The following is a 3401-nucleotide window of genomic DNA, read 5'->3' on the forward strand; positions in this document are numbered from 1 at the left end:
CGCCTCGCCCATGTCTGCGTGCTGCTGCTGGATGCCGCGGCGATCCTGGACAAGCAGGACCTGACCATCGCCCGGCACGTGATCGAGGAAGGCCGCGCCCTGGTGATCGCGGTCAACAAATGGGATTCGGTCGAGGATCACGCGGCGGCGCTGCGGCAGCTGAGCGACAAGCTGCAGACGTCGATGCCCCAGGTGCGCGGCGTGCCGACCGTCACCATCTCCGCCCTGCGCGGCCAGAAGCTGGACAAGCTGATGGATGCGGTGCTGGACATCCACAAGGTGTGGAACCGCCGGGTGCGCACCGGGCCGCTGAACCGCTGGCTGCCGGCGATGCTGGAGGCGCACCCGCCGCCGCTGGTGCGCGGCCGCCGGCTGAAGATCCGCTACATCACCCAGGTCAAGGCCCGGCCGCCGACCTTCGCCCTGTTCGTATCCCAGGCCGAGGAGTTCCCGGACAGCTATCTGCGCTATCTGGTGAACGGGCTGCGCGACAGCTTCGCCCTGGCCGGCGTGCCGATCCGGATGATGCTGCGCCAGCCGAAGAACCCCTTCGCCGACAAGGACTGAGCGGGCGCTCGCCGGCAGCTTTTGCCGGACGATTGCAATCGGGCCGCAGCGGGGCCAGAGTCCCCTCCCCTGCGGGAGGAGATCGAGATGATTCACGAGCTGCGCGTCTATCACTGCATGCCGGGCAAGCTGCCGGCGCTGCTGAACCGCTTCGACACCATCACCCTGAAGATCTGGGAGCGCTTCGGCATCCGCCAGGCCGGCTTCTGGACGGTCGAGATCGGCGAGAGCAACCAGGCCCTGTACTACCTGCTGGAGTGGGAGTCGCTGGCCGAGCGGGAACAGAAATGGACCGCTTTCGCGACCGATCCGGAATGGCTGGAGAAGCGCGCCGGGACCGAGCGTGACGGCCCGATCGTGTCCTACATCACCAACGCCATCCTGAAGCCGACGGCGTTCTCCAAGGTCAAGTAGCCGACCCGTCGACCGACAAGGGCGGCCGGTTCCGGCCGCCCTTTTCCTTTGCCGGAGACCGATGATGACGAAAACCGCCGCCGACCGCGAGCACTGGGCCCGCGTCGCCCGTGACTGGACCGCCTGGGCGCGGAAGCCGGGCCATGACGCCTTCTGGGCCTATCGCGACGCGCTGGTCGAGTATATCGGCCGCGGCTCTGGCGAGGCGCTGGACCTCGGCTGCGGCGAAGGCCGGGTGTCGCGCGAGCTGACGGCGCTGGGCTGGCGCGTCACCGCCACCGACACCGTGGCCGAGCTGGTGGAGATCGCGGCCGAGGCCGGGTCGGCGCAGGACTATGCGGTGGCCGACGCCGCTGCCCTGCCCTTCGAGGATGGCCGCTTCGACCTGGTGGTCGCCTACAATGTGCTGATGGATGTCGAGGACGTGCCGGGCGCGCTGCGCGAGGTCCGGCGCGTGCTGCGGCCGGACGGCACGCTGATGGTGTCGCTGGTCCATCCGTTCCGCGACCGCGGCCGCTTCGCCGGGCCGGAGCCGGACGCGCCTTTCGTGGTCGAAGGCAGCTATTACGGCCGCGAGCGCTTCGAGGGCAGCGAGGAGCGCGACGGGCTGCGCATGGACTTCGCCGGCTGGTCGCAGCCGCTCGAGGCCTATGCCGCGGCGCTGGAGGCCGCCGGCCTGGCCATCACCTCGATCCGCGAGCCGCAGCCGGACCATCCGGACGGCGATGACCGGCTGCGGCAATGGTCGCGGCTGCCGCTGTTCCTGTGGCTGAAGGCCCGGCCGCTGGGGTGAGGCCGCTTCCCCTCCGTTTCTATTCTCATCCTCGGGCTTGACCCGACGATCCAGAGGCCGCCAGAGCGGCTCTTAGCGGCCCCTGGATTGCCGGGTCAAGCCCGGCAATGACAGTAGAAGACGAAGTATGACCGAAAAGAAGAACAAAAACAGGCAGCTATCCGAGGATCTTCCCAGGATTGAGGATCCCCTTCGGGTCCAGCGCCGCCTTGATCGCGTCCATCGCCGCCCGCCGCGCCGGATCGCCGTAGAGCCGGAAGGCGTCCTGCTTCTCAAGCCCGATGCCGTGCTCGGCGGAAAAGGAGCCGCCGGCCTCGGCCAGCCCGTCATAGAGGATCGCCTCGATCCGCTCCATCGACCCGGCCGGCCGGTCGCCGACCATGATGTGCAGGTTGCCGTCGGCGAGATGGCCGAAGACATAGACCCGCATCGCCGGGGAGAAGGTCGCGGCCAGGTCCGAGCGGATCCGCTCGACATAGGCCGGCAGTACCGACAGCGGCACCGAGACGTCGAAGGTCTTGGCGTCCGGGCAGGGCCGGCTGACCGCATCGGAATCGTCGCGGATGCGCCAGAACATCTCGCGCTGCCGCTCGTTCTGCGCCAGGGCGGCGCCGGTGACCGGCCCCTCCTCCCACAGCGCCCCGATCTCGGCCTCCATCGCCGCCGCGATGTCGATGTCCGGGTCCTGCTCCGCCTCGGTCAGCAGATAGACCGGCGCCGGGTCGAGGCCGAAGCCGGACAGCGCCACGCCATGCTCCTGCGCCACCGTCTCGGCAAAGGCGTGCCACAGGATCTCCAGCGCCCGCAGCCGGCCGGGGAAGCGGTCGCGCAGCCGCCCGGCCGCCACCAGCGCCGCCTCGGCCGAGGCGCAGGCGATCAGCGCCGTCGCCGCCGGCGGCACCAGCCGCTCCAGCCGGATCACGGCGCGGGTGACGATGCCGAGCGTGCCCTCCGATCCCGCGATCAGATCCTTCAGGTCGTAGCCGGTGTTGTTCTTCAGCACCCGGACGAGGTCGGAGATGACGGTGCCATCGGCGCGCAGGAACTCCAGCCCGAACACGCGGTTGCGCATGGTGCCGCGGCGGAACGCCTCGATGCCGCCGGCATTGGTGGCGATCAGCCCGCCGATGGTGGCGGAGCCGCGGGCGGCGAGGTCGATGCCGGGGGTCAGGCCATGTTCGGCCGCTGCCTCCTGCAGCCGCTGCAGCGTCACCCCGGCCTCGACCACCGCCAGGCGGGCAGCGGTGTCGATCTCGACGATCCGGTCGAGCCGGCGGGTGCTGAGGATGACCTGGCCCGGCCGCGAGGCGCCGCCGCCGACCAGCCCGGTGCGGCCGCCATGGGTCACGACCGGGACGCTGGCCTCGTGGCACAGCGCCAGCACGGCCGAGGCCTCCTCCACCGTGCGGGGCGAAGCCTGGATCCCGGCCGCCAGATTGTCGGGGTGGTAGCCGGGATCAATGCCGGCCAGGGCATCGGCCCGCGCCACGCCGCCCGGTCCGAGCAGCGCGTCGAGGCGGTCGAGGAAGGCGGCGTCGAGCGTGGTCATGGCATCCCCGGTCGGTGACGGCCGAGAATGGCGGGGGTGGCCGGCACAGGCAAGCCGCAACCCCCAAACTGTCATGCC

Annotated in this window: 4 protein-coding genes; 3 read left to right on the forward strand and 1 reads right to left on the reverse strand. The window is 70.4% G+C overall.

The genetic code is table 11. The annotated features are described in order from the left end of the window. The 3 genes from ABDW35_RS34300 to ABDW35_RS34310 form a co-directional block, all read left to right on the forward strand. On the forward strand, positions 1–567 hold a 567-nt coding region (locus ABDW35_RS34300; protein ID WP_343718329.1), incomplete at its 5' end, for a GTP-binding protein. Between the two features lie 87 nt (positions 568–654). Then, positions 655–981, forward strand: a complete 327-nt coding sequence (locus ABDW35_RS34305) for an NIPSNAP family protein (RefSeq protein WP_342241391.1) — start codon at positions 655–657, stop codon at positions 979–981. Positions 982–1045: 64 nt separating this feature from the next. Next, on the forward strand, positions 1046–1774 hold the full coding sequence (locus tag ABDW35_RS34310; protein ID WP_343718330.1) for a class I SAM-dependent methyltransferase: 729 nt from the start codon (positions 1046–1048) through the stop codon (positions 1772–1774). A 157-nt stretch (positions 1775–1931) separates the two neighbouring features. On the opposite strand, the gene ABDW35_RS34315 is transcribed toward ABDW35_RS34310, so the two are convergent. After that, positions 1932–3323, reverse strand: a complete 1392-nt coding sequence (locus ABDW35_RS34315) for an FAD-binding oxidoreductase (RefSeq protein ID WP_343718331.1) — start codon at positions 3321–3323, stop codon at positions 1932–1934. Between the last annotated feature and the right edge of the window lie 78 nt (positions 3324–3401).

Source organism: Inquilinus sp. (assembly GCF_039594555.1).
Taxonomy (GTDB): domain Bacteria; phylum Pseudomonadota; class Alphaproteobacteria; order DSM-16000; family Inquilinaceae; genus Inquilinus.

Bases quoted from the DNA above. Each gene is read 5' to 3' on its own strand.
- ABDW35_RS34305 (WP_342241391.1), top strand. From the start codon at position 655: ATGATTCACGAGCTGCGCGTCTATCACTGCATGCCGGGCAAGCTGCCG.
- ABDW35_RS34310 (WP_343718330.1), top strand. From the start codon at position 1,046: ATGACGAAAACCGCCGCCGACCGCGAGCACTGGGCCCGCGTCGCCCGT.
- ABDW35_RS34315 (WP_343718331.1), bottom strand. From the start codon at position 3,323: ATGACCACGCTCGACGCCGCCTTCCTCGACCGCCTCGACGCGCTGCTC.